A 24,476-nucleotide genomic window follows, 5' to 3' on the forward strand; every position below is an offset into this window, starting at 1 on the left:
GAAGATCATCCTCGGGAAGGTGCGCCCTTTCCTACGCCACCTCACCGAGGCTCATCCACAGGTTCTGATCATTGCTCGATGCGCCACTCTCGCAGCATCTCATCCACTGAGATCCCTTGCCGCACGCGTGCAGCGCCGATAGCAGCCGGCTCGTCGCATTTGACGCCATCGATCACCGCACACGCACCGTTGCCAGAGCGCAGGCAGCATTCGATCGAACGGGCGAGGTCACGTTCCAGGACCGTCGGTTCCAGCGCCGAATACACCGGTAGCTCGCCCACGATCGCTTCGCGGGTCATTGCGGCGACATCGGGAACACGGCGCAGCAGTGCATCGACCAGCGGTGCCGGGCAATCCGCGGACAGTGTCAGCGGGTTGCAGTCCGAACCGCCGGTCGTCCCATTCAGGGCCGCCCCATCGACGACAAGATGGCCGCTCACGAGGACGCCTCCGTGATAGATGCGCCTCGGTATGCACCCCCTCCGGGGCTGTGAGCAGCCGAAGGTCTACTTACCGGAAACTTGTCCACCGATCTCCCCCATCGCTTAGACCTTGATCCGGCTCTAAAGCCTACGTCCCCCGGCGTCTCGTCATAGGTGCCCGGCGACCAAAGGTGGGACGGATCTTCGTCTCCACGACACAAGTCGACCCCGGCTCGGTCTACCTGATCGTCGCTGCGAGATCACCCGACATGGCCCCCAGCTGCGGACCCCAAGTCGACCAGTCGTGTTCCCCCTGCAGCGGGATGTCGAAGTGGCCGTTTGCCCCACCGACCGTGCGGTAATGCTGATAGAAAGCGCGGTTGCTGCCTTGGGCCACGTCGCAGAAACCGATCATCGCAGGCGGGTCACTGCAGGTCGGCGTGGACGGGCTGTATACCCATAGCCGGGTGTTGTTCGCCGACAGCGCTGCCACATGCACGTCCGGGTCGTGCCATTTCCAGCGGCCGAACTGGGCGGGACCCCACATGTGCTGGGTGTCGACGCCACCAAACTGCGCCATCCCCGCGGTGATGGCTCCGTTGACATCGGATCTCGACGGTGTCAGGAAACCTGACAGCGACCCCGCGTACCGGTAGCGCTCCGGGTGCGACCCGGCCAGCGCCAACGCGGCGGTTCCCCCCTGCGCGGCGCCGACGATGCCGTGCCCGCCGGGCGCCAATCCCCGGTTGGCCGCCAGCCAGTCCGGCAGTTCCTGCACGAGGAACGTCTCCCACTGGCGACCGCCGTCCTGCTCCCAATTGGTGTACATGCTCCACGCACCGCCGGCGGGAGCGGCCACCGAAATGCCCTTCCCCGCCAGCCGGTCCATCGCCCCGCCGGCCGTCACCCAGTTGCTGACCTCGGGACCGGCATTGAATGCGTCCAGCAGAACCACCGCGTGTGGTCCGCCCGGCAGGAAAGTCACCGGGATGTCGCGGCCCATCGCCGCCGACGGCACCATCAGCTCCTCGACGCCCGCGGCCCGCGCCGGTGTGAAACCGGCCGACCACAGCCCGGCGAGCAAGACCAAGGCGGCCAGCACAGCGGGGTACCTCCGGCGGCCGCCCGTCTGCTCACCGTCGGCCGTCTGCCCCGCTACCCCATCACTGCGAGCTGAACTACCCATGCGACATCCCCTTTCGACCTCTTCCGCGCCCGCCGCAACCCAGCAATGCGATCTGCGCCTCAGCGCGGTTCCTGCCCCGGCGGTGGGTACACACCGCGCAGAATCCATGCCCACCACCTGTTGCCGAACTCGAGCTCATCGCTCATGTCGTAGTCAGGGGAGGGATCGAGCGGCACATTCTGCCCGGTGGTGTCCATCGGGTCCGCCGGCTGCCCGTACACCGCGACGACAACCGTCCGGTCTATCCGGTTCTCCGTCCACACACCCATCTGACTGTTGGCGCAGTCGGCCATGATGGCTAACGCGGCCGGATCGTTGTACCAGCGGTTGATCAGTTCGACGCCGCTGATCGCGATCGCCGGATGCACAGCGACCGTCTCGCTCACCTTGCCCCGGTAGCCCGCCGCCTCGCCGCGTTCCTGCGGATTCGAGCCGTCGGACCCGATGTCGGAGTCCAGGCCCCGATTGTCGATGAGATCCCTGGCGTGCCGTTGGGCGGCCAGTATCAGGCGGCCATCGGGGCGCACGTCATTTCGGCACCCGGATCTGTTGTGCTGGATCGTGAACACGTTCGCGATGACGCTGTCGTTCATCCGCTTGTTGTTCGCGATGAGAATGTTGACGTCGTTGTCCGCCGCCGCGACTCCCGTGCCGCCGAGCACCGCAGCGAGCCCGAGCAACGCAAGCGCCGGCCGCAACTTCAGCTGATGACCCATCTGACCCATCTCCTTGATCACGGCCCGACGGGCGCCGGCCGATAATGTGCGGCCGACCGTCGAAGCTGCCAAATCTGTTCGGGGCACAATTCATTCGCCGCGCGATCGATGAGATATGACGCCTGATAATCATCGGTGGTGTTGAAGTCGTTCTGGACTTCGCCGATCATTACCGGATAGGGCCGTCCGGACGCTATTTTCTCGCATAGCGCCTCCCCGTATGCCAACGCCGCCTCGGAGTTCGGAAAGTTGTAGCCGGGCCGCGCCGTGACTTGAATGAGAAATGCCATTTTCTTGTCCCATTCGACGTCGGCGACACCGGCCGGGGCCCAGACGCCCGCGAGACACAGACCCGCGGCAACCAACCCGAGAAGCCACCCCGGCTTCGAATACGGGCCGCATTGCCCGCGCGCAGCTGGATCGCTCACCGTCAGCCTCGATTCATCAGATCGGTTCGAATGCGGAGATCAGCCAGTGCCCGTCGACCTTCTCGAGCGTGACCCTGACGATGGACGCCGTGTCCGTCGGCGCCTCCGTGTCGACGACCGCAGCCTGATTCACGAACACCAGGACAACGGCGTGCTTGGGAGTCGCCGAGACCGAAGCTGCAGCCGGGACGGTCGCGACGGTCGAGATGTGCTTCTTCTCCGAACCCGGGATGACGACGTCGTGGACGAGTTCTCGGAACGAGTCCCGGAACGAACCCGTCAGCCGTTCCTCTGCCGCCTTGAGCTGATCCGCGACGGTCGACGCCTGATAGGACAGCATCGCCTCGGTCGATTCCGTCGCGGCGCGAACCGACTCCGCGCGTGCGGCGTCGACCGCGCGCGCCTGAGCGTCGAGCCACGCCATGACCCCCGCTGCGATCGCCAGCAGCAGCAGGATTCCCGGGAGGGTCCACCGGGCCACAACGCCCCGCCAGGACCGCGGTCGGCGCCCGGCCCCCGGGCCCGCCTCGGGATCTGTTGTCTCCGTCGACACCTCCGATGACATCTCCTCGTGGGATGCGTCGTCCGCCGAAGGCACCTCGCCCGCGGCGGTCTCCGCAGTCGTGTCACCCGACGCGTCCTCCCGGTCCGCATCGGACACGACATCGTCCACTACTTGCGTTGCGTCTGTCATCGAATCCACTCCCATGACTCACCTGATCTGATGCCGGGCGCCGGTCGATTATGGGACGAAGGCGACATCGGACACCTTGACCTCTCCCCCGACCCGACTCACCGAAACGCGCATCCGCCATGTCCGCGGTGTCTTGTCTTTCGATCCCAGGTTCGTCGTCTCGACGTTCACCCCGACAAGCACAGTCGCTCCGTCCGCATCGATGGATTCGATACCCGCTTCGGTCACGGTTCCCACCGACTTCGCCTGCGCTTTCTGGACTACCTCCAGGAAGGCGTTGGAACGGTTCTTGAAATCGTCGTAGAACCCGCCCGTCGATGAATCGAGGACACGTTGGATATCCGCCTCGGCGTGCTCATAGTCGATCGTGGTCAGATTCAACGCACCTTGCCGTCCCACCTGGAGATACTCCGCGCGTTCGGCATCGTCTCGGTGGTAGCCGTGGAGTCGGATTCCCAGCCAGCCGACCAGGCCCCCCAGCGCCACCATTGCGATCAGACCGATTACCACCGTTTTGTTGGGTCGCCGGCGATTCCGGGCCACCGTCTCGCCGGCGGCCGTTTCCTCCGGCGCCGCCACCGCCGTCTCGGCACCCGCGGTCACTGCAGACCTGCCTGCGGTACCAGCATGGATTCCAGCGACTGCCCCTGCTGCGCCCCCTTGCCGAGGTTCGACTGGCGGCGCATCACCCCGTCGGGTCCCACGTAGGTGCCAGTGGCCGGGTTGTATTCGGCCACGCCTACCACCCCCGGAGGAAATTGGGGGATGTCCTGCCCGGTGATCGTCGCATTCGGATCTCCCTTCCAGTTGAATCCATCGTTGAGGGGGACGTACTCCTCGTCGCTCTCGCACATCGCAACCGTCGGCGCACGCTTTCCTGGACGTGTCTCGCACGGGAGATTGCGCGCGCCGCGGACATTAAACATCGCGTCCTGCGGTATGCGGCAATACAATTCGCCTTCCGGCCGGTCCGGATAATCCTCGTGCGCGCCCACCCGTGCTTGCTGCGCCGGGAGGTAACCGGTCATACACGGCGGCGGGAGATTCACGTTGAGGTTGAAGCTGAGATACGCCCCGCGCATCCCCTGCTTGGTGTTGTGCGCCGCAGTCCCGGCGGCCTGCAGGACCTCGACGAGAGACGGCACCAGCACCAGCACCTGCTCCAGCCCCGCGGAGTAGGTGACCCCCACATCGGCCACACTCACCAGGTTCGTCAGGAGGATCGGCAGGGTGGGCTGCAGGCGGTCGAACAGCTCGCGTGCCTGCGCCGACGAACCCGGCCCGTTCTTGACCAGCGACACGAGCTCGGAATCACGTGACTTCAACTGCTCCGAGACACTGGCGATACTCGCGGCCCAACGCTGGATTTCATCGGACGTGTCGACCTGCGACTGCATCAGGGGTCGCGAGTTGTCGATCAGGTTGGTGATCGAATCCAGGTTGGTGCGGGCGTCTATCGCCAGCTTGGTGGAGCCCTTGACCAGCCGGGCGAGCTCCGGTCCAAGACCTCCGAATGCGGCGTAGGACTCATCGACGACCGTCCGGAGATTGTCCCGCGGAATCGCCATCAGCCCCTTGTCGGTGGCGTCGAGCAGTTTGCTGATATCCGGTGGTATCGAGGTGCGATCCGCTCCGATGACGTCGCCGTTCCGCAGCGTGGGGCCATCGCCGCTGCGCGGCACCAACTCGACGTACTGCTCGCCGATCGCGCTCTCGCTGTGGACGTGGGCATCCAGGTCTTTGGGTATCGGCACAGCGGAATCCAGTGCCAGGACCGCCGCAACACCCCGCGGCGTCAACGTGACGTCCTTGATGCGACCGACCTCGACACCGCGGTACGTCACGTTCCCGGTCGGGTACAGGCCGGCGGCGTTCGCCAACTCGACGGTCACCCGGTAATGCCCGATGCCGAACAGCATCTCCGGCAACCGCAGGTAACCGAAGCCCATTATCGAACCGCCGACCACACTGATCACCGCGAACACGGCCAGCTGCACCCGGATCCTCTTGGAAAGCAAGTCAGGCCCCCTGATCGGTGCGGTATGGGACGGTGAGCGGGTTGCCCTGATTGAAATGACCGCCGTTGAGGCACGGGCTGGGGAACTGGCCGATAGTGCGGCCCCACTGCAATTCCAGCTCCGTCAGATCGCACTCCCACTTCGTCCCCGTGAAAAACGACGCGTCCAAGCGACTCAGGGTCAAGTCGATGATCGCCGTCAGATTCGCGGCGTCGCCCCGAAAGAAGTTCGGGACCGTATCCAGGAAGAACGGATAGCTCGGGAACAGATGCAGAGAACGCAACAGCGCGGGCCCGGCGTTCGCCAGCGACTCGGCGACCGGGGCGAGGTCGTTGAGTTCGGCGACCAGGGTCTCCCGCGTCCGACCGATCGAATTCGACCAGGACTCACCGAATTTGCTCAGCTGATCGGCCAGCTCGGTCAGTTTCTCCCGCTCATCCTTGAGCACGGTCAGCGCGTCGGGAATCGTCCGCAGCGCCGTGTCGACGACGTCTTTCTGGGTGGCGAACTTATCCACCAGGTTGTTGAAATTGTCGGTGGCACCGATGATGTCGTCGGTTTGCTTGTTCGTATCGCTCATGAACGTGTCCAGTCGTGCGATGAGGCTACGCAGATCCTGCTCCCTGCCATTGACCGCGGTGGCGAACGCCTTCGTGATCTCCTCCACGTGCCGGATACCGCCGCCGTTGAGAAATGTGGACACCGCGGCGAGCGTCTGGTCGGTCGTCGGATAGCTGGCCGCCGACGCCAGTGGGATGATGCCGCCGTCACGGAGCCTGCCTTGCGGGGCCTCGTCTTTGGGCGGCGCGAGTTCGATGTGCAGCGATCCCAGAAGGCTCGTCTGGCCCAGGCCCGCGGTCGCATTGGCCGGCAATTGAACGTCCCCGTTGAGGCGGATCGTCAACAGCGCATGCCAATCCTGCCGTTCGATACGGGTGACCGTCCCGACCGTCACATCGCCGACCCGGACCCGCGAGTTCGGTTGCAGATTATTGACGTCGGGCAGCTGTGCGTAAACGGTGTAGGACCCCGGGCCGCGCCCCTCGGTGCCCGGCATCGGAAGCGTGTTGAGGCCGCGCCACCCACAACCCGACAGCGTCGCCATCAGCAGCGTCGCGAGCACGATCGCCAACCCGCCGCGACTCGCCGGCCTCATTGCGCACCGCCGGGAAGCAACAGCCCGGTCAGGCCTGATTCCGGATTGGCCGGCGCCGCATCGACCTGGCCGGGCAGCGCCGCCCAGAAGTCGCCGGCCGGCGGACCGGACTGCGCGGGCGGAGCCGCTGGCGCCGCCGGCGGGTCCGGTACGTGATCGGGGCGCAGCCAGTCCTCGCTGAAGGTGATCTCGTTCGGCCGGGCGCTGGCGCCGACGAACAGGTTCTCGCCGAGCGGTAGCCAGTTGTACTGACGGTTCTTGACGATCGGCGCGAGGTACTGAACACACAGTTTCGCTGCCTGCTCGGAATTGCGGCGCGAGGCCGCCTGGACTGAACCGCAGACGAACGAAATCGGGTCGCTCAGGTTGTTCGGCGACAACGCGCCCGTCAACGTCCCCTGGGCCGGCTGGTAGATGTTGAGGAAGTTCTGGGCGGTATTGGGAGCTACATGCAGGAACTGCTTCACGTCACCGATGCTCTGGCCCAGCGCCTCGGAAATCGAGGCGGTCCTATCCGCCACCGCGCCCAACGGCTCCCGATTCTTGGCCACGAATGCGCCCGCCTTCTCCGCCAAGACACTGAGATCCGCGACGGCATTCGCGATCCCCTGCGGGTCGGAGGCCAATGCGGAACTGGCGGTCGCGAGATTCCGATTCAGGTGCCGCAACACGTCGTCGCTGTCCCGCAGCGCCGTCGTCAGGATCGACAGGTTCTTGACGGTACTGAACACGTCGTCACTGTGATCCCCCAACACGGATATCGCCCGTGACAACTCGACGATCGTCTCGTGAATCTCGGGGCCCCTGCCCCGCAGGTTGTCCGCAGCGGTGTCGACGAATTCACCGAGCGTGCTGACACCGCCCGGTGTGACCGGCTGCAGCGTCTTCGTCAGCCGCTGCAGTTGTTCGCGGAACTGGTCCCATTCCACCGGAACCACGGTGCGCTCCCGGGGTATCACCGAGTTATCGGCCAGCACGGGACCCCCGGAATAGGCGGGGGTGAGCTGGATCGCCCGCGCGCTGACCAGTGACGGCGACAAGATGACGGCGTTGACCTCGGCCGGGACGCGATACTTGTTGTCGAACCAGAAATCGACCTTCACGCGTTCGGGTTCCGGGGTGATCTTGGTGATCTCCCCGACGCGCACCCCCAGGATCCGTATCTCATCGCCGGAGTAGATCCCGTTGGCGCTGTCGAAATAGGCCGACGCATGGGTTCGGCCGATCCCATGGTCAGATCCGAACAGCAGCACCGCACCGCCGACCCCGAGGACGGCGAGAACACCGGCCGCGACCCGCTTGGCGGTCCGTCGCGTGACGCTCACCGCGCACCTCCTTGCACTACCTCGCCGGGGGCGGTCTGGAAAATCGGCTTCTGCGGCTGGACCGGCGCAGACTGCTGGCCCGGGGGCGCCGGCGCGGGCGGCCCGGGCGGCGCACCTCCGGGCGGCGGGGCGGGCGGCTCATCACGAAGCGGATAGCAGCCGGTGCCCCAGTTAAGCGGACACGGTTGGTCGTCGGCGTTACCGGTGATCGCGTCGGGCAGGTACACCCGTGGTGGCCCGCCCTGGCCGGTCCTCGGGTACGGCACCGGCAGCGGCGGCGTACCGGGTTGACCGACCTGCGGATCGGTGCGATCCGACGGCAGCAGGACGTTGGGGTCGAGCCCCAGGTCGGAGAACGCCGACTCGATGTAGGGCTGAATGAACTGTCCCGGAACGACATTTGCCACATAGGCCTTGAAGAACGGGCCCGCCGAGACCGCCTCACCAAGCCCGAGCGCATGCCAGTTGAATCTCTTCAGCCATTCCTGCAGCTTCTCTTTGCGCTGCTCGACAATCGTCAGAACACCATTCAGTTTGTCCAGCAGCGGAGTCAGCGACTCCTGGTTGTCATCGATGAACCCGCTGATCTCCCGGCTGAACAACGAGATGTTGGCCGACAACTGGCCCAGCGCGGCGCTTTCGGCGTTGATCTGACTGAGCAGGGCATCCATCTCGCCGACCAGCCGAACGATCTGGTCGCTGCGCTGCGCCAGCACGTTCGTCGATTTCCGGGCGTTGGCCAGCAACGTGCGCAGCTCGTTGTCGCGCCTGCTGATCGTCTTCGCGAAGCGTGACACGCCCTGGACCGCGACCCGCAAGTCGGGCGGCGTGTCCTGAAAGGTCTCCGCCAGTGTGTGCAGCGAGTCCGCCAATCGATCGGTGTCGATCCCGCTGATCGCCGCGCTCAAGTCACCCAGCGCATCGGGAAGCTGATAGGCGGGCGTGGTCCGTTCGAGCGGGATCGGGCCCTTCAGCCAGCCGTCGCCCCGCGGCGTCACCCCCAACATCTTGGTACCGAGCAAGCTCTTGGTCTTGACTGCCGCCTCGGTGCGATCCCCGAGCCGCACCTTCCCGGAGACCCGGAAGCTGACCCGGACCTGCTGCCCGTCGAGTTCGACGTCGCCGACCTTGCCGACGGTGATACCGGCGACTTGTACCTCCGCGTTCGGAGTCAGGCCCCCGGCCTCGGCGAAATAGGCGGTATAGCGCTTCGTCGCCGAGACCAGCGGAATCGAATCGTAGTACCAGGTACCCACGACGACCGCCACGAGCGTCGCAATGCCGACGATGCCGATCGTCAGATGATTGCGTTCCTGAAATGACGTCACTTTGGGGTGCACCTTCCCGACGGCTGGCCTGCCACCTTCACGTACATCGGTTGGCCGCCCTTGCCATTGAGCTTGAGCACGACTTCGCAGAAGTAGAACGAGAAATAGTCTCCATTCAGCCCCTGCCGGTTGAGTGCCCGGACCGATTCCGGCATCTGCTCGAGCACGTACTCGAGGTCCTCCTTCTGCGCAAGTAGATTGTTCGACACCTGATCGGTCGCATTGACGATCCGCTGCACGGGTGCGCGCCCCTGCTGAAACAGCCTGCCGATAGAGGCCGTCGCCGCATTCGCGTACCGAATACCGCGGCTGATGTCCTCCTTGCGCTCGGCCAGTCCATGTACGAGTTCGGCAAGCGAGTCGACCGCCTGCCCGAACTGCTGACTGCTGTCACCAAGAGACCCCAGCACCGTGTTGAGGTTGGTGATCACCTCACCGATGAGCATGTCCCGGTCGGCCAGGGTGTCGGTCAGCATCGCCGTCTGGTCGAGTAGCGAACCGACCGTGACCCCTTGACCTTGAAAGGCACCGACGAGCTGACTGGTGAGAATGTTGACCTGCTCGGGGTCCAACGCCCGGAAAAGCGGCCGGAAGCCTTGGATCAGCGCATCCAGATCGAGCGCGGGCGCCGTTTGGGAAAGCGGGATGGCACTGCCGTGGGCGAGCAGCTTTGTGCCCCCGGCGCCTTGCTCAAGTGCGAGGTACCTGCCGCCGATGACGTTGTCCCAGCGGATCACCGCCCGGGTGCCTTCAGTCAGTGCCACCGAATGGTCGGCTGTGAAGTCGACCTTCACGGTCCCGTTGTCGTTGAGGGACAGCCGCTGGACCTGCCCGACCTCCACACCTGCGATGCGCACGAAATCCCGTCGGGACAGCCCGGTCACGTCACCGAACTCGGCCGAGTACGAATTCGCTCCCCCGAATCGGAACTGCCCGAAAATCGTGACCAACGCGAACATCGCGACAGACATGACGAGCACGAACAGCCCCACCCGCACAGCAGTGGCCGACAACGTCTGCTTCACAGCGATTGTGTCCCTTCCCCTGGCTGTTTCATCTGGCTCATCACGGTGCCGGTGGCGGTGCAGGCGCCGGGTCGACCGATGACACGGGTTCCGGTGCCGGCGGTACGTGCGGGAAGAGCGGAACCCCGCCGGGCCCGTACATCGGAGCGCCGTAGGGCGGCGTCTCGGGCCCGTACGTCGGTTGCGGCCCGACGGCCGGTCCGGGCAGACACTGCCTGACCGCCGGCGGCAACGGCACCGCGCGTGTGACACGGAACCAGTCCGCGTAGCAGAATTGGCCGATTCCGGGGTTCGGCCGCAGATCGAGGCCCGTTCCCCAGCCGGTGTTGGTCACCAGATAGCGCACCGGAAAGTTGTTCTTGACGTCCGGCAGCGAGCCGCAGCCCGGTTTTCCGCCCGGCCCGCCCTTCGCCGCGATGATCGGGAGATTGTCCGGGTAGCGGTAGATCTCGTCACCGAGCAGCAGCGCGACATCCACGATCAGGGTGGCTCCGTCGCGTCCCCCCATGTAACCGGGCAGGTCATAGTCATCGATCAGAACCTGCGAACCGACGAGTGTGCACGTCAGGGCCGGGTTGTATTTGTGCAGCAGGCTTGTGGTCGACTGAAGCGCTTCAATGCTGTGGGCCAGTTTCTGCTGGTTCGGCCCGATCAGATTGTCGCCGGCCCTCGCGAAACCCGACAATTCCAGCAGCAGCGCATCGACGTCCTTGACGTGCGTGGTCAGCGTCTTACTCGTCGTGGCGAGCGCGTCGAGAGTGCTGACGATATCCGGAGCCGCCGCTGCGTAGGTCCCGCTGAGACTTCTGAACGTTCGCCAGTCGCCGGCGATCGTGTCGGTGCGGGCGTTGACCGCCTCGAGGACCTGGTCGGTCGCGGTGATCGCCCGACCGATGTTCTCGCCCTGGCCTCGCACTCCCTCGGCTAGGGCCGACAGCACCGCGTCGAGCTTCGCCGAATCGATTTGGCGGACCACCCCCACCAGGTTCTCGAAAACTGTGTTGACCTCGGTCGACACATTCTGTGATCGCAGAGTGGCGCCCGCGACGACGCTCTTGGGGCTGGGATGAGCCGGATAGATCAAGTCCACGTATTTGGCGCCGAAAATGGTGGTCGCCGCGATTCTGGCTTCCACATTGGCCGGAATGTTCTTCAGCTGAGCCGGTTCGATATCCAGTTTCATCCGTACCGAATCACCGACGCTGGTGATGTCGCCGACGCGTCCGACCTGTACGCCGCGGAGTTTGACCTTGGCGCCGGTCTCCATGACCAAGCCGGAACGATCCGAGGTCAGCGTCAGCGACTTGTAGCGGTGGAACGACCCGGTGAACAGGTTCGCGACCACCCAGGTGGTCAACGCCATCACCACAAGAAAGATCAGCGGCCACCATCGTGGGGAGATGCGGGATTCGTCCGGTGCGATATACAAGATGTCAACCTGCCAAGTGAAAGTTGCCAGCCGCACCGTAGACGGCCAGGGTGATCGCGACGGTCACCACGACCGACGCGAGCAGCGAGGCGCGGGTTGCGCGCCCCACCGCTTCGCCCACCCCGGACGGCCCGCCGCTGGCGGTGAACCCGTAATAGGTGTGAATGAGCATGATGACGACACCGGCAGCGGCCACCTGTGCAAACGACCACAACAAGTCGGTCGGGTCCAGGAATGTGCGGAAGTAATGGTCGTAAACGCCCGCGGATTGCCCGTAGACGTAGATCGTTCCGGCCCGGGCGGCGAAGAACGCCATGACAACCGCCACGCAATAGAACGGCACGACCACCACCAGCCCGCCGATGACACGGGCCGAGGCCAGGTACGCGATCGATCGAACCCCGATAACCTCCAGTGCGTCGATCTCCTCATTGATGCGCATGGCGCCGAGTTGGGCGGTCGCACCGGCGCCGATCGTCGCGGCCAACGCGAATTCCGCAGTCAGCGGGGCGATGATCCGGACGTTGAAGTACGCCGAGGCGAATCCCGTCAACGCCTCGACACCGACTTCGGAGAACTGGTTATAGCCCTGGGCCGCAACGATTGCGCCCGTCGTGAGCGTCAAGAAGGCGACGATCGCGATCGTGCCGCCGATCAGCGCAAGTGCACCGGAGCCCAGGCTCATCTGCGCGATGACCCGCAGGAACTCGACGCGGTAATGCGTGAAGACATCCCGGCTGGCCGACAGTGTCTTGACATGAAACTGGATCTGCGAGCCGAGCCGGTCCCAGTGCTCGGCGAAATCGTCCAATCGCCGGGTCAGTCGCGACGTGGTGCGGTTGACTGGCTGGCTCATAACCCGACCCGGAATCCCAGTGCGGTGACAACGATGTTGATCACGAACAGCGCCATGAAGGAGAACACCACGGTTTCGTTGACCGCCCGGCCCACACCGGCCGGACCGCCGGTAACCGAGATACCCATATAACACGCGATCAGGCCGGCGGTCATGCCGAACAGCGTCGCCTTGATGAAGGCGATGACGACATCGGAGATTCCGGTCAGCAACGTCAGGCCTGCCACAAAGGCACCCGGGGTGACGTGCTGGGTGAACACCGAGAAGGCGAACCCGCCGGCCAGGCCCACCAGAATGACCAACGGCGACAACAGGAATGCGACCAGGGTTGCCGCCAGCACCCGCGGAATGACCAACGCCTGGATCGGGTCGATACCCATGACCCGCAGTGCGTCGAGCTCTTCCCGGATGGTGCGTGCTCCGAGGTCCGCGCAGATCGCGGTCGCTCCGGCGCCTGAGACCACCAGCACCGTCAGGATCGGGCCGATCTGCAGAACAGTGCTCAGCGCCGCACCCGTGCCGGAGAAGTCGGCGGCCCCGAATTCGTTCAGCAGGATGTTGAACAGGAACACGGCCAGGACCGTGAACGGGACCGACATGACCAATGTCGGAGCAAGCGACACCCGCGCGACGAACCAGGTCTGCGTCAAGAATTCACGCCAGGCGAACGGTGCACGGACCAGCTGGACGAACGTGTCCAGAGACATCGCGAAGAACCCGCCGAGTACTCGTACGGGCTTGCCGGCAACGACACGGATCTCTTTCACGCGGCGCCGCTCTCACGGTATTCGGGGCCTGCCCCCGCCGGGTCGACCATGCCCCCATCAGCAAAGCGCTTGTCGATCAGTCGGGGAGTTGAATCCCGCTCCACCGGGCGCCAAGACCCCGAACCGCGCACTACTGGTCCCCCCGACTGTCGCTTGCCATTGGTGTCGTCACAACGTCTCGAAGTGTGACCGCTCGAGGCCGAGCCTAAGCGAGTGACCTGCGTCAACGACAGCCAAAACAACACCTTCAGCCAAACCTCCAAAGCGGCACATGATTTTTGTGGGGGCCTATGAACCGGCCCCGGGTAAGTGGCCGGGGTTCACCCCCCGACACCGGCCCCGAGCAACGTCTCCGTGTCCGAAGGGCGGGGGCCGGCCGGACTCGCGGATGCGCCTTGGTCGGCGCCCGCCGCACCACGCAACGCGTTCCGCGCTGCTTCGACGCGTTCCCGCGCCTGTGCAAGGCGTTCTTCGGCTTCCCGATGCGCGACTTCGGCCGCCCCCCGTGCCTTCGCGGCGATCGGGCCGGCTTCTGCAGCACGCCTGACGACTTCCATCAGAGCCTGGGCTTCGGCAGCACGTGCGGCGGCGTCCGTCTCCGCCTCCTGTACCTCGCATCCGGCGGCATCGATCTGCTGGGCCGATCGTGTACTCGGCACCGACCCGGCGTCCCCACCCGATTCGGGCTCATCCCCGCCGCCGTCCGGGACACGGGCCGCGTCGAGTTCCTCGAGGGCGCGGCGCACGTTCTTCACGTGAGCGGTGCGGGCCGCCAGGTCCGCGGTGGCCTGTTCGACTGCAAGCTCGGCTTTCTCGACCGCAGCTTTGGCGTCATCGGCCCGCTTCGTTGCGGCCGCGATGATCTCCGCGGCTTGTGCTGCCGCCTCGACGGCTGCTGCCTGCGCTTCAACCAAAGAGCGCCGGGCAGAGTCGGTAGTCGCGGCACACGCTGCAACCGCGGCCTCGGCTTCGTCCACCGCACGTCGAGCGACCTCGCGTTCAGCAGCTGCGACAGCCTTGTCGGCCTCGGCCTCGGCATCGCGTGCGGCCCGTTTCAGCGCCTCCACCCGGGCCGTCGCCTCGGGAATCGCCGCCTCGGCGTCGCGGTACGCCCGCTCCGCGGCCTCGACTTCGGCGGCGGCCTCGGCGAGCGCCGCTTCGGTGTCGCGCAGCTTCTGCTTGGCCGCTTCGACTCCGGTCTGAGCATCGGCGACCGCAGCATCCGCTGTCTCCAGTGCGATTACGTTGTCCGCCAGCGATTCTCGTGCCGCCGCCGTACGTTCGAGGGCATCCGAGTGCGCGTTTTCGGCCGCGGACCGCGCCGCTTCGGCGACGGCTCCGGCCGCCGCCGCATACTTGACCACGTCCGCGAGTGCCGCGGCTTCACTCTCGCGCGTAGCGACATCGGCTTCGGCGTCGTCGCGGGCACGAACAGCCGCCTGCATGGCTTCGAGCCGACCGGCGAGTTCGGCCTCCGCGTGTTCCACGGCATCACGTGCGTTTTCGCGCTCGCGCACGAGGGCGGCCGCACTCGTTGTGACGGCGGCTGTCGTCTCGGCCAGGGTCTGCCTCGCCTTCGCGGCACGTGTCGTCCGGGCGGCGAGCTCCGACTCCGCGTCCCGCGCCACCTGCTGCGCCTTTTCGGCACGCGCCACAGCGGCGGCAGCGCGCTGTTCTGCGGTGTCCTCGACGGCGGCCGCGGGCACGGCTTCGACCTGCCGGCCGGAATGTGCTGTGGCGCGGCGCGTTTCGCGCCCGCCGGCCTCCGCCGATCTCAGGATCCCGAGGGCGTCGCGGTTGATGACGAGGTAAGTCGTCGCCACCAGGAAGATGAACAGTGTGACAACGGTGTCCGTCCCGACCGCGCCCTCGGCGACACCGTCTCCACGCAGCAACAGTACGCAGAACCGGCCGAGCGCATAGGAAGCGACGTAGCACACGAAAAGCGCGCCCGGCGCCAATCGATCCCGGCGACCGAGTTTGATCAGGAAAATGAAGACTATTACATTCCAAAGCAATTCGTAGAGAAATATCGGATGCGCCACCAGCGCCACCTCGCCGGTCGAGACGCCGTTGACCGCATGCACGTCGACGAACCCGGCGGCGTCCTCCCGCTGAAAGATCGCCACTCCCCAGGGCAGGTCGGTTGCACGACCGAAGAATTCCTGATTGAAGTAGTTGCCGATCCGCCCGACTGCCTGGGCGAGTGCGATGCCCGGCGCCACGGCGTCGGCAACGCCGGCCGTCGATAGGCCGCGACGGCGGCACGCGATCCACGCCCCTACCCCGCCCATCGCGATCACACCCCAGATCCCCAGTCCGCCGGCCCACACTCGCAGCGTCGCACCGAAACCCGCACCCTCGGTGCCGAAGTACGTTCGCCAATCCGTCGCCACGTGGTAGAGGCGGCCTCCGATCAGGCCGAACGGGATCGCCCATAGTGCGACGTCGTAGACGGCTCCGGGTGCACCACCCCGGTCCACCCAACGCCGCTCACCGAGCCTGGCCGCCAGCACGATTCCGGCAATCACCAGCAGCGTGTAGGCACGGATCGGCAGTGGCCCCAGGTGCCAGACGCCCTGCGAGGGGCTGGGAAGGTATGCCAGAACGGTCTGAGTCATGGATCTCCGCTTCCTACCGCATGATCACATCGTGATTGGTTCGTCGTGACCCGACCGCGTCGCACTCGGTGCACGGCGCCTGGCACTCTTCGTCTACTCCGCGTCCTTCGGTGGAGCTACCGGGTTCTCGTTCTGCCGATCTGGCACGTTCGCTTCCGGTTGAGGATCCGACGGTGGTACCGGTTCTTCGGCGGGTGATTCGGCGGGTGAATCGGCCGCGATCTTCTCACCGTCGTCCGGCACGACATCGGATTCCGGTTCGGCCGGCAGTTGCCGGACCGAAACACTCTCGGGCGCCGCGTACGACTGAATGGATGGCGCCGCCGCGGTGGTAATCTGCTGCGGACTAATTCTGCGTTGCCGGTCGATTTCGACCGCGGCATATTCGGAATAGAATTCGCTCAGCTCAGAGATAACACCCGGCCCATCAGGCGCTTCTGCCGTTGTGTTTCGATACGGCAGGTGTTGCGCCGGGTGCCCACCGGGACCACCGTCGGCGGGCTCGGCCGCCACGACGGCGTGCCCCCGCCCACCGGGACCAGCGTCGGCAGGCTCGGCCGCCACGGCGGCGTGCCCGTGCCCGCCGGGACCCGACTGAGCCGTCGTGGTCACACCACCCGCCGCCGAAGGCGGTCCGTCAGGACCGAACCCGGGCCCGCCGGCAACAACGAACACCACGGTTACACAGGCATTTACCGCGATTGCGACCCGCCTGCCGCGCATGGCGTCAACCGACTGCCGGGCAGCTGTCCGACCCGTCGTCAAGACGCCTCGAAGCAACCCGTCGGTCCGCATCGACTCGATCCCCACCACCACTGCACCTGAAACGGCCTGCACCGCGTCCGTACCCCACCGGCCCTTCGATGCATGGCGAGCCCTCGGTGCGGGCGGCATGACGTGCAACCCGTGGCGTCCGCGCTGTTGTTTGGCGATCACATTTCCGGTCAAGGCGCCGCGCATTCGCATAGTCTGAACTAGCCCTGTGTTGACGTCAAGAAGTCGACCGGTGCAGGTAACTGCCTTCCGGCGACACATGGAAGACATTCCAATCGGGGATTATCCCGCTTTGGAGAGATTTACAAATTCGGTCCCTGATCATATAAAATTCTCCAAATGACAATCGCATTGCATTCATAACGGCGAGCGACTGATAGCGAACCCGAACTCGACGTGCGCGGCCCTACGGACGCCTCCGTGGTGCAGGGCCGGCACCCGGTCAGCGGGTTAGCAGCGCCACGCACTCCACGTGGTGGGTGAGCGGGAACGCGTCGAACACCCGGATCCGCTCGACGGAGTAACCCTGTCCGCGGTACAACCCGATGTCGCGGGCGAAAGCCGCTGCCTCACAACCGATGTGCACCAGTCGCGGTACGCCGGCGGCCGCCAGCGCCTCGATCACCTCGCGCCCGGCACCGGCCCGCGGCGGATCCAGCACCGCGACATCGGCACCGGCCTGCTCGGCTCCGAGGGCCTTGCGGACCGAGTCGGTGCGCACCGACACCTGCGGCAGGTCGGCCAGGGCGGCCCGACCCGCGCCGGTGGCGGCCCGGGAGGTGTCGACGCTGATCACCCGCCCGGACTCCCCCACCGCCGCGGCCAGCGCCGCGGCGAAGATCCCGGCCCCACCGTAGAGGTCCCAGGCGGTCATGCCCGCTTCCGGGCGCGCCCACTCGGCGATCAGCGCGCTGTAGATCTCGGCCGCCCGCCGGTGCGCCTGCCAGAACGATGTCACCGGGATCCGCCAGCGCCGGCGGCCGACCCACTGGGTGGCGTGGTAGTCGCCCTCGATGACCTGCGGGCGATGGCCGCGGCCGGTGCTCACCACGTGCCGGACGCCGTCGTCGTCGAGCACCGCGTGGATGTGGTCGCCGGGGGTGAAGGCCAGCTCGGAAAGCCCTTTGGTCAGCCCGGAAGGCAGCTGGCCGCACCGCAGGTCGGTGACGAGCTCGTCGCTGTGATACCGGTGAAATCCGGCCCGGCCGTCGCCGCCGGCCTCCAGTCGGACCCTGCTGCGCCAGCCGGTCGCCCCGCCCTCGCCCAGTGCTTCGGCCTCGCCGTGCCAGTCGTATCCGCCGAGCCGGGCCAGCTGGTTCGACACCACCTCGCCCTTGAGCGCCCGCGCCACGGCCGGGTCGGCGAACGCCAGATCACAGCAGCCGGCGCCACCGACGCCGGCGATCGGGCACAGCGAGGCGACCCGGCCGTCGGCCGGTTCGAGCACTTCCACGCATTCGCCGTACCAATACGAGCCGCGCTCGGCGGTGATCCGCACCCGCACCCGTTCCCCGGGCAGCGCGTAGCGCACGAAGACCACCCGGCCCCCGGAGTCTGGGTGACGCGCCACACAACTGCCCCCGTTGGCCGGTGGCCCCGCCACCAGTGTCAGCTCATGGTCGATCACTCCATGAAGCCTCTCCGGGTGTCGCCGGGGGCGTGATGCGGCGCCAGCACCTTGCGCCGTTCCGAGGAGTTGAGCTGCCAGGGCACCGAGGTGACCATCACCTGCGGCATGAACAGCAGCCGGGTCTTGAGCCGCAACGCGCTCTGGTTGTGCAGCACCTGTTCCCACCAGTGGCCCACCACGTATTCGGGGATGTACACGGTCACCACGGTGCGCGGCGACTCCTTGTTGATGCGCCGGACGTACTCCAGCACCGGCCGGGTGACCTCGCGGTAGGGCGAGGCGATCACCTTGAGCGGCACGGTGATCTCGCTGTCCTCCCATTCGCGGACCAGGGCGCGGGTTTCGGTGTCATCGACGTTGACGGTGATCGCCTCCAGGGTGTCCGGGCGCGTCGCCCGCGCGTAGGCCAGCGCGCGGCGGGTGGGCAGGTGCAGCTTGGAGACCAGTACCAGGGCGTGGTTGCGGCTGGGCAGCACCGCCTGATCGTCGAGGGCAGCGGACTGTTCGGCCAGTTCCTGGCTGACCGCGTCGTAGTGCCGGCGGATCATCTTCATCATGACGAACAGCACCGACATCACGACGATCGCGATCCAGGCGCCGGCCACGAACTTGGTGACGACCACGACGATCAACACGGTTCCGGTGGCGACGAATCCGGTGGTGTTGACCACCCGGGAGCGCATCATCTTGACCCGGGCGGCACGATCGGTTTCGGTGCGCAACAACCGGTTCCAGTGCCGGACCATGCCGATCTGACTCAGCGTGAAGGAAACGAACACCCCGACGATGTAGAGCTGGATCAGTGCGGTGACCTCAGCGCCGAACGCCACGATGAAGGCGACGGCCACCACCGCAAGAAAGAGGATGCCGTTGGAGAACGCCAGCCGGTCGCCGCGGGTGTGAAGCTGGCGCGGAAGGTAGCGGTCCTGGGCCAGGATCGAGCCGAGCACCGGGAAGCCGTTGAACGCGGTGTTGGCCGCCAGCGCCAGGATCAGCGCGGTCACGCCGGCGATGATCCACAGGCCCGGCGGAAAACCGTGGAACACCGTGTCGGCGAGCTGCGCCAACAGGGTCTTCTGGTCGTAGTCGGCCGGCGCCCCGATCAGTTGTTCGTGCGGGCGCGCGGCGATCTTCACTCCGGTCTCCCTCGCCAGCACGATGATGCCCATCATCAGGGTCACCGCGATAACGCCCAGCATCAACAGCGTGGTGGCCGCATTGCGCGATTTGGGTTTGCGGAACGCCGGCACACCGTTGCTGATCGCCTCCACCCCGGTCAGCGCCGCACAGCCCGACGAGAACGACTTCGCCACCAGGAACACCAGCGCCACGCCGACCACCTCGCCGTGCGCCGAGTGGATCTTGAACGCCGCCGATTCGGCCTGCAGTGGATGGTCCAGCACGAAGATCTGGAACAGCCCCCAGCCCAGCATCGTGAAGACTCCGATCATGAACGCGTACGTCGGGAAGGCGAACGCGGTGCCGGATTCGCGGATCCCGCGCAGATTGGCCGCGGCCACCACGACGACGGTCCCCACCGCGAACGCCACCTTGTGATCGGCGATGAATGGGATCGCCGAACCGATGTTGGCGACTCCCGCTGAGATCGAGACTGCAACGGTCAGAACGTAATCCACCATCAGGGCGCTGGCTACCGTCAGGCCCGCGGTAGGGCCCAGGTTGGTGGTGACCACCTCGTAGTCCCCGCCGCCGGAAGGGTAGGCGTGCACGTTCTGGCGGTAGGAGGCCACCACCGTGATGAACACGAACGCCACCGCCAGGCCGACCCAGGGCGTCAAGCGGTAGGCAGCGATACCCGCCACCGACAACACCAGGAAGACCTCTTCGGGGCCGTAGGCCACCGAGGACAGCGCGTCGGAGGCGAACACCGGCAGCGCGACGCGCTTGGGCAACAGCGTCTGACTGAGCCGATCACTGCGGAACGGCCGGCCCAGCAGCAGCCGCCGCGCAGCGGTGGAAATCTTCGACACGAGAGCCAAGGGTAAGCCAGGGCGGCTCTGGCGGTAGCGTTCAACGAATACGGGCACTATTGCGGGTGAGAGCCAGCCGAAACCAGCCGAAAGGACCGTGCACGTGCGGGTAGTTGTGATGGGATGCGGCCGGGTGGGGGCCTCGGTGGCAGACGGGCTGTCCCGGATCGGCCACGAGGTCGCCATCATCGACCGTGACAGCACCGCGTTCAACCGGCTCAGCCCGGAGTTCAGCGGTGAACGGGTGCTGGGCATGGGCTTCGACCGCGACGTGCTGCTGCGCGCGGGTATCGAAGACGCCGGCGCCTTCGCCGCGGTCTCCTCGGGTGACAACTCCAACATCATCGCGGCGCGACTGGCCCGCGAAACTTTCGGCGTCGCGCGGGTGGTCGCCCGCATCTATGACGCCAAGCGGGCCGCGGTCTACGAGCGCCTCGGCATTCCCACCATCGCCACCGTGCCCTGGACCACCGATCGCCTGCTCGACGCCTTGACCCGCGAAAGCGAGACCACCAAGTGGCGTGACCCGACCGGCACCGTCGCGGTCGCCGAGGTCGTGCTGCACGAGGACTGGATCGGTCGCCCCGTCACCGATCTGGAGGCCGCCGTCAACGCCCGGGTGGCGTTTTTGATCCGGTTCGGCACCGGCATCCTGCCCGAGCCGAAGACGGTCATCCAGGCCAGCGACCAGGTGTACATCGTCGCGGTGTCCGGTCGCGTCGCCGAGGCGATCGCGATCGCCGCGCTGCCGCCCAGCGAGGAGCTGGACACATGAAGGTTGCGGTGGCCGGGGCCGGGGCCGTCGGCCGGTCGATCGCCCGGGAACTGCTCGACAGCGATCACCAGGTGACGCTGATCGAGCGCAACCCCGAACACGTCGACGTCGAGGACATCGCCGACGCACAGTGGCAGCTGGGCGACGCCTGCGAGCTGAGCCTGCTGGAGTCGGTGCACTTGGAGGACTTCGACGTCGTCATCGCCGCCACCGGCGACGACAAGGTCAATGTGGTGCTGTCGCTGCTGGCCAAGACGGAGTTCGCCGTGCCCCGGGTGGTGGCCCGGGTCAACGACCCCCGCAACGAATGGCTGTTCACCGACGCCTGGGGGGTGGACGTGGCGGTGTCCACCCCGCGCATGCTCGCCTCGCTGGTCGAGGAAGCCGTCGCGGTCGGGGACCTGGTGCGGCTCATGGAGTTCCGCAAGGGCCAGGCCAACCTGTTGGAGATCACCCTGCCCGACGACACCCCGTGGGGTGGCAAACCGGTGCGCAAGCTGTCGCTGCCTCGCGACGCCGCGCTGGTGACGATCCTGCGCGGCACCCGGGTGATCGTGCCCCAGGACGACGAGCCCCTCGAGGGCGGCGACGAGCTGCTGTTCGTCGCGTCCACCGGAGTCGAGAACGAACTGCGCGAGCTGCTGCTACCGGCGCACTGACCGCGATTCGCCGTCGACGTCGGCGGGCCGCTCATCCAGGGCCCGCTGCACGTATTTGACCGCCAGGTAGGTCGCCACCGCCGCCAGCGCGGTCAGCGGCCAGCCCATCGCGATGCGCGCCACCCCCAGCCAGCCGGTCTGGTCGGCGTTGTAGAGCAGCCGCTGCACCACAAAGCGGGACCCGAACACCAGCACCCAGGTCAGCGTCGCGAGGTCGTAGGCGTAGATCGTCGCCGGCAGCTCCCGCCAGGCCAGACCCTGTCCGCTGGCCCAGCTCCAGATGTAGCCGACCACCGGCCGGCGGATCAGGATGGAGCCGGCGAACACCACTGCCCACCCCAGCGACGTCCAGATCCCGAGCAGGAAATATCCCTTGGAGTCGCCCATCAGATAGGCGATCAGGGCGCAGACGGCCACCCCGAAGAATCCCGAGACGGCCGGCTGGGTGGATTCCCGGCGGATCAGTCGCCACACCAGCACCGCCGCGGCCACGCCCAGCGCCGCCACCACGGCCACCCGCAGGCCGAAGGCGCTGGAGGCCGGGACGAACACCACGATCGGCAGTGACGAATAGATCAGGCCGGCCACCCCGCCGATCTGCTCAAGGAGCCGCTGCGGGCCCTGCGGTCCGTAGTCGTCGGTCATCACTGCTCCGGCCGGACGGTCTCCGGCGGTCACTGCTGAATTTCGTAGTGGGGGTTGTAGATGGCTTTGCAGCCGCTCTCGAGTTTTCCGAGCCGGCCGTGCACCCGCAGGGTGCGGCCCGAGTCGATTCCGGGAATGCGGCGCTGGCCCAGCCACACCAGCGTCACCGTGTCGGTCCCGTCGAACAGCTCGGCGCGGACCCCGCCCACGCACCCCTTGGCGTTGGCCTCCACGCTGCGCAGCACCCCGACCATCGTGACCTCTTGACCGCGTTCGCAGTCGATGGCGCGCTGGGCGCCGGTGTTGAGCGCCTCGTCGGACAATTCCTCGACATCGCGTAACTCAGGATCTTCGGTCAGTCGCCGAGTCAGCCGGCGCAGGTACTCCTTCGGAGCAGCCATGCTCTCTCCCTCAACTGTGTGCGCCCGCTACGGTAGACCTGTTGGTTACCTAATGCCACACCGGCCGTCGGGGTGTCGGGCCGCACCCGGCACGATCAAGGGGTGGCATTCGATCTGCACGGCATGACGGCCGTCCTGCTGCCCGGAACCGGATCCGACGACGACTACGTCCGCCGGGCGTTCGCCGCCCCGTTGCAGCAGGTGGGCGCCGACTTGGTGGCGCACCGCCCGCAACCCGAATGCCTGGTCGAGGGCTATCGCGCGGCGTTGGACGCCGCCGCCCGCTCCGGTCCGATCATCGTCGGGGGTGTGTCGATCGGCGCAGCGGTGGGCGCCGCGTGGGCTCTGCAACACCCCGGCCAGGTGGTCGCGGTGTTGGCCGCACTGCCCGCCTGGACGGGCCCGCCCGGTGCCGCCCCGGCCGCTCAGGCGGCCCGCTACAGCGCCGAGCAGCTGCGCCGCGACGGGTTGCCGGCGGTGGTGGCGCAGATGCGCGCGACCAGCCCGGCCTGGCTCGCCGATGAGCTGACCCGCTCATGGACCGTCCAGTGGCCGCAGCTTCCCGACGCCCTGGAGCAGGCGGCGGCCTATGTCGCGCCGACGCACGCCGAGCTGGCGGCCCTGACCGTGCCGATGGGGGTGACCGCGGCCGTCGACGACGCGGTGCATCCGTTGCAGACGGCCTCCGAATGGACCGCCGCCGCCCCGCGCGCGGCGCTGCGCACCGTCACCCTGGACCAGATCGGCGCCGACCCGGCTGCCCTGGGCACCACGTGCGTGGAGGCGCTGCTGATCGCGGCTCGCTAACCGCCGGTGATGGTGCGCAGCTGCTGCATCGCGGATCCCTCCACGCTGCGGCGAGCGGTCGGCGCGGGCGGCGGTACGTCGCCGCCGGCGCCCGGCGCGGCCCCCCCGGGCGGCTGTTGACCGGCGGGGGCGGCACCCCTCGCGGCCTGGGCGGCAGCGGCGGCCCGCAGCTGCTCGGCCATCGGCTCGGGCAGTCGCACCGGCAACGGGGTGCGCACCGGCAGCGGGGTGTCCCCGCGGCGAACCACCGTGTCCGCCAAGGCTTCCCGAGCCTGCTCGGTGAGCGCGTCCATCGACTCGTGCGGGCCGTTGACCACGCAGCGCACCATCCAGCGGTAGCCGTCGACTCCGATGAACCGGACCGCGCCGGTCGCCGATCCGACCACCTCCCGGCCCCACGGGCCGTCGACGATGCTGACGCTCGCGGAGTCGCGGCGCAGCGCCTCGGCCAGCTCGGCGGCCACTTCGCGCCACAGCCCCGCCGACTTGGGCGCGGCATAGGCGGCGATGTTGAACCGCCCGTTGGACGTCACCAGCCATACCGCGCTGGGCACGCCCGCTTCGCTCAGCTCGACCTGGACCTGAGCGCCCGCCGGCATCGGCACCAACACCGACCCCAGATCCAGACGGGCCGTCGCCGCGGCCGCGGGGTCGTCGAAGTCCTCGATGTCGAACGGGCCCTCGAGTTCCTCGTCCGACTCCTCGTCAAAGTCCTCCAGGTCCTCGGGTTGCGGCTCGGCGCGCGTCGGCTCCTCGGAGTCGACCTTGCGTTTGCCCCTACCGAATGCCATCACAGCCGCCCATCTTCGTCACTCTGCCGTCC

24 protein-coding genes are annotated in these 24,476 nt (G+C 66.9%); 3 read left to right on the forward strand and 21 right to left on the reverse strand.

The features are described from left to right. Window positions 1–68 precede the first annotated feature (68 nt). From BST28_RS24225 to BST28_RS20080, 18 genes are all read right to left on the reverse strand, one after another. Window positions 69–440, reverse strand: coding sequence for an RsbRD N-terminal domain-containing protein (locus BST28_RS24225; protein ID WP_083082601.1), 372 nt, complete (start codon window positions 438–440; stop codon window positions 69–71). 220 nt (window positions 441–660) lie between these two features. After that, complete coding sequence (locus tag BST28_RS20000) at window positions 661–1,608, reverse strand: alpha/beta hydrolase-fold protein (RefSeq protein ID WP_080575604.1); 948 nt, start codon at window positions 1,606–1,608, stop codon at window positions 661–663. A 59-nt stretch (window positions 1,609–1,667) separates the two neighbouring features. Continuing rightward, window positions 1,668–2,201 carry a CAP domain-containing protein gene (locus tag BST28_RS20005; protein WP_234808350.1) on the reverse strand — a complete coding sequence of 178 codons (534 nt, stop codon included), beginning with the start codon at window positions 2,199–2,201 and terminating at the stop codon, window positions 1,668–1,670. A gap of 140 nt (window positions 2,202–2,341) precedes the next feature. Then, complete coding sequence (locus tag BST28_RS20010; protein WP_234808346.1) at window positions 2,342–2,752, reverse strand: DUF732 domain-containing protein; 411 nt, start codon at window positions 2,750–2,752, stop codon at window positions 2,342–2,344. A 16-nt stretch (window positions 2,753–2,768) separates the two neighbouring features. Beyond that, window positions 2,769–3,446, reverse strand: a complete 678-nt coding sequence (locus tag BST28_RS20015; protein WP_133054338.1) for a hypothetical protein — start codon at window positions 3,444–3,446, stop codon at window positions 2,769–2,771. 48 nt (window positions 3,447–3,494) lie between these two features. Next, the gene (locus BST28_RS20020; protein ID WP_019735137.1) at window positions 3,495–4,049 is read right to left on the reverse strand and encodes an Rv1363c family protein; all 555 of its coding nucleotides are present in this window, start codon (window positions 4,047–4,049) and stop codon (window positions 3,495–3,497) included. Continuing rightward, window positions 4,046–5,443 carry an MCE family protein gene (locus tag BST28_RS20025; protein ID WP_083082603.1) on the reverse strand — a complete coding sequence of 466 codons (1,398 nt, stop codon included), beginning with the start codon at window positions 5,441–5,443 and terminating at the stop codon, window positions 4,046–4,048. The genes BST28_RS20020 and BST28_RS20025 overlap by 4 nt, the downstream gene beginning before the upstream one ends. A gap of 22 nt (window positions 5,444–5,465) precedes the next feature. Then, window positions 5,466–6,620: a virulence factor Mce family protein gene (locus BST28_RS20030; protein WP_083082605.1), complete on the reverse strand. Its 1,155-nt coding sequence runs from the start codon at window positions 6,618–6,620 to the stop codon at window positions 5,466–5,468. Then, on the reverse strand, window positions 6,617–7,945 hold the full coding sequence (locus BST28_RS20035; RefSeq protein WP_083082607.1) for an MCE family protein: 1,329 nt from the start codon (window positions 7,943–7,945) through the stop codon (window positions 6,617–6,619). The genes BST28_RS20030 and BST28_RS20035 overlap by 4 nt, the downstream gene beginning before the upstream one ends. Next, entirely contained in the window at window positions 7,942–9,273 is a 1,332-nt protein-coding gene (locus BST28_RS20040; RefSeq protein WP_234808347.1) for an MCE family protein, read from the reverse strand. The genes BST28_RS20035 and BST28_RS20040 overlap by 4 nt, the downstream gene beginning before the upstream one ends. After that, window positions 9,270–10,298: an MCE family protein gene (locus BST28_RS20045; protein WP_083082612.1), complete on the reverse strand. Its 1,029-nt coding sequence runs from the start codon at window positions 10,296–10,298 to the stop codon at window positions 9,270–9,272. The genes BST28_RS20040 and BST28_RS20045 overlap by 4 nt, the downstream gene beginning before the upstream one ends. Window positions 10,299–10,338: 40 nt before the next feature. Next, a complete protein-coding gene (locus BST28_RS20050; protein ID WP_234808348.1) occupies window positions 10,339–11,727 on the reverse strand; it encodes an MCE family protein in 1,389 nt (462 codons plus the stop codon). A gap of 4 nt (window positions 11,728–11,731) precedes the next feature. Next, a complete protein-coding gene (locus tag BST28_RS20055) occupies window positions 11,732–12,583 on the reverse strand; it encodes an ABC transporter permease (RefSeq protein WP_019735646.1) in 852 nt (283 codons plus the stop codon). Beyond that, window positions 12,580–13,290, reverse strand: coding sequence for an MlaE family ABC transporter permease (locus BST28_RS20060; RefSeq protein ID WP_083082625.1), 711 nt, complete (start codon window positions 13,288–13,290; stop codon window positions 12,580–12,582). Before BST28_RS20060 ends, BST28_RS20055 begins: the two co-directional genes overlap by 4 nt. A 380-nt stretch (window positions 13,291–13,670) precedes the next feature. Then, complete coding sequence (locus BST28_RS20065) at window positions 13,671–15,971, reverse strand: prolipoprotein diacylglyceryl transferase family protein (RefSeq protein ID WP_083082614.1); 2,301 nt, start codon at window positions 15,969–15,971, stop codon at window positions 13,671–13,673. 93 nt (window positions 15,972–16,064) lie between these two features. Further along, the gene (locus BST28_RS23815; RefSeq protein ID WP_133054339.1) at window positions 16,065–16,931 is read right to left on the reverse strand and encodes a hypothetical protein; all 867 of its coding nucleotides are present in this window, start codon (window positions 16,929–16,931) and stop codon (window positions 16,065–16,067) included. Between the two features lie 256 nt (window positions 16,932–17,187). Then, window positions 17,188–18,372, reverse strand: coding sequence for a class I SAM-dependent RNA methyltransferase (locus tag BST28_RS20075; RefSeq protein WP_083082622.1), 1,185 nt, complete (start codon window positions 18,370–18,372; stop codon window positions 17,188–17,190). Beyond that, window positions 18,369–20,366 (reverse strand): APC family permease, encoded by a 1,998-nt coding sequence (locus tag BST28_RS20080; RefSeq protein WP_019735641.1) that lies wholly within the window; start codon window positions 20,364–20,366, stop codon window positions 18,369–18,371. The genes BST28_RS20075 and BST28_RS20080 overlap by 4 nt, the downstream gene beginning before the upstream one ends. A gap of 103 nt (window positions 20,367–20,469) precedes the next feature. On the opposite strand from BST28_RS20080, the gene BST28_RS20085 reads away from it, so the two are divergent. Together BST28_RS20085 and BST28_RS20090 are read left to right on the forward strand one after the other, a co-directional pair. Then, window positions 20,470–21,141 (forward strand): potassium channel family protein, encoded by a 672-nt coding sequence (locus BST28_RS20085; protein ID WP_029248901.1) that lies wholly within the window; start codon window positions 20,470–20,472, stop codon window positions 21,139–21,141. Then, complete coding sequence (locus BST28_RS20090) at window positions 21,138–21,800, forward strand: potassium channel family protein (RefSeq protein WP_019735639.1); 663 nt, start codon at window positions 21,138–21,140, stop codon at window positions 21,798–21,800. Before BST28_RS20085 ends, BST28_RS20090 begins: the two co-directional genes overlap by 4 nt. Here the strand turns inward: BST28_RS20090 and BST28_RS20095 are convergent. Both BST28_RS20095 and BST28_RS20100 read right to left on the reverse strand, forming a co-directional pair. Continuing rightward, complete coding sequence (locus tag BST28_RS20095) at window positions 21,786–22,445, reverse strand: DUF3159 domain-containing protein (protein WP_019735638.1); 660 nt, start codon at window positions 22,443–22,445, stop codon at window positions 21,786–21,788. The two genes, BST28_RS20090 and BST28_RS20095, sit on opposite strands and share 15 nt — an antisense overlap. Before the next feature lie 29 nt (window positions 22,446–22,474). Then, complete coding sequence (locus BST28_RS20100) at window positions 22,475–22,846, reverse strand: OB-fold nucleic acid binding domain-containing protein (protein ID WP_019735637.1); 372 nt, start codon at window positions 22,844–22,846, stop codon at window positions 22,475–22,477. A 102-nt stretch (window positions 22,847–22,948) separates the two neighbouring features. Here BST28_RS20100 and BST28_RS20105 point away from each other — a divergent pair, with 102 nt between their 5' ends. Continuing rightward, entirely contained in the window at window positions 22,949–23,653 is a 705-nt protein-coding gene (locus BST28_RS20105) for an alpha/beta fold hydrolase (RefSeq protein WP_109510907.1), read from the forward strand. On the opposite strand, the gene BST28_RS20110 is transcribed toward BST28_RS20105, so the two are convergent. Then, window positions 23,650–24,447 (reverse strand): DUF3710 domain-containing protein, encoded by a 798-nt coding sequence (locus BST28_RS20110; RefSeq protein ID WP_234808349.1) that lies wholly within the window; start codon window positions 24,445–24,447, stop codon window positions 23,650–23,652. The genes BST28_RS20105 and BST28_RS20110 overlap by 4 nt on opposite strands. Between the last annotated feature and the right edge of the window lie 29 nt (window positions 24,448–24,476).

It is taken from the genome of Mycolicibacter kumamotonensis (genome assembly GCF_002086285.1).
In the GTDB taxonomy this organism is placed as follows: Bacteria; Actinomycetota; Actinomycetes; order Mycobacteriales; family Mycobacteriaceae; genus Mycobacterium; species Mycobacterium kumamotonense.